The sequence below is a fragment of the Natronobacillus azotifigens genome (assembly GCF_026805325.1).
Lineage (GTDB): Bacteria > Bacillota > Bacilli > Bacillales > Amphibacillaceae > Natronobacillus > Natronobacillus azotifigens.
Genome location: NZ_JAPRAT010000060.1, coordinates 1 through 1,907 on the forward strand (window position 1 = coordinate 1; position 1,907 = coordinate 1,907).

Sequence of the window (1,907 nt, forward strand, 5' to 3'; positions counted from 1 at the left end):
GGTGACAGCGTATAATGCCAAATAAGTCAAGTGTTGATTTTCGGTAAAAAAGACCGACCTTAAGTAAAACCTTTGATTTCCAATTTTTGAAAGGTTCATCTATCACAGAATCTCTATAATAGAGCTTCTCTAGAACGTGAAAGGATCTTGCTTTTTCATCCTACAGAGGATACAGCCTAGTAAATATAAACTTAGATTTCACGTATTATTCGTACTTGTAGGACAAGATCCATCATGCTGTCACTCGAGGTCTATAGCCTCATGCACCAATAAACAATGTGATCTAACGTCCTAGAGAAGCTCCTTTTTCATCAGAGTCATGCTAAATAAAAAGACTGTTTTCAGTTTTCTACGAATAACATTACTACACTTTATTATTATGCGGATACACTTATTTTTGATGAGACAAATTGTTCGTAAAATAGCTTGGTGTTCTTCACGTGCAGCTTCTTGCTTATCTGATCTAATAACGTATAATTTTTATGATTTGTACGGTACAATGTTTGCTGTTTAATCATGGAGAATGCTAATCGAATCATGCGATTTCCTAAAGCGATATATGCTTGCCTTGGGTGCTTTCCTCGTTCTTTTAAGGCGAAATATTTCTGTTTCATATCCGGATTATTCGTAGCTAAAGACTTTCCAACTTGATAAACAATGTTGCGAAATGTCCGCCTTCCTTGTTTAGAAACGGCATAATAGGACGGCCTTCTGTCTCCGGATTGTTTGACAATTGGGTTGGTCCCCGCCATCTTAATCAGTTGCCCAGCATGATCGAAGTCTGAAATATCACCCATTTCTGCGTATAGTTCTGCACCAGTTACCACACCGATTCCTGAAACGCTCAAGAGGACAGCACCCTCTGTTTGCACAAACAAATCCTCTATTTCTCTTTCTATCTTTTTAATATGCTCCTCCAACAACTCTAGTTGATCTAACTTCTGACTTAGTAAATATTGTTCCACATGGAGGTCTTCTTTCGGCTTTGAGATCGAGTGTTCTGCAAACGCTATAAGCGTTTCAATCGATGAACGACGCATTTTTAAATTCTCACGAATAGATAGAGAACGTAGTCCCTCCGATCCGAGTTTCAGAATATCACTTGGATGCAAGCAGTGGCGCATGAGATAACGCGGCGCTTTTCCAAACAGGTGGGAAAAAGGTTTTACTTTTTGGCGCTTCCCGTTCATCCACATGCTTTTGCCTTGGAATTCTCGGAAGATATGATCAACATAAACAAGAATAAGATTTTTTACAGCTGTTTGTTCTTTCACTAAATCTCTCCGGGCTCGCGTTAATTTCTGCAGGTCATGAACCTTCCCTGCACCTAATTCACTGGAAGTTCCACGCCCATTGATCATCGATTGGACAATGGCCATTAGATCGAGATTATCCGTTTTGGACCAATTTAGAAGCGCTTCCCGTTCTCGGGCAGTCGTAGCTGCGTTCAGAATACGAACATGATATCCTTCCGCTTTCCCTTTATGCACAAGATCTTCATAGTAATGACCGGTTGTTTCTATACCAAACACCACTTCTTTCATGTCGTGTTCATTCATCTCCGTTTGAATAAGGTCGTTTAGCTTTTGAAAACCAGTCATCGATGCGTCAAACTCAAAAGGTCTAACCAAAATATCTCCATAAAATGTACAAATCATGCCTTTATGCGTATATTTCGCTGCATCTACCGCCACCAACAATAGATTTTCTCTCCCTACTTCTCGAACAAATTCCGCCCATCGACTTCCATTTTTGCCTTGAATGTGGTTCAATAATGTATAAACCATCGTTTTCATCTCCTTTAGTTGTGGATTGTAATTGGAAGTTCTGTGATAGGTACTTCTATTTTACTATGAAAACGGTGGTCTTTTCATGTTCAAGTGAACCTATTTACTATACTAGGCACC

1 protein-coding gene is annotated in these 1,907 nt (G+C 39.5%); it reads right to left on the minus strand.

What is annotated here, in order from left to right:
• Nucleotides 1-377: 377 nt before the first annotated feature.
• Nucleotides 378-1,787, minus strand: coding sequence for an IS110 family RNA-guided transposase (locus OWO01_RS15830; RefSeq protein WP_268781442.1), 1,410 nt, complete (start codon nucleotides 1,785-1,787; stop codon nucleotides 378-380).
• Nucleotides 1,788-1,907 lie beyond the last annotated feature (120 nt).

Coding starts and splice junctions, on each gene's coding strand:
- OWO01_RS15830 (WP_268781442.1), bottom strand. CDS start 1,787: ATGGTTTATACATTATTGAACCACATTCAAGGCAAAAATGGAAGTCGA.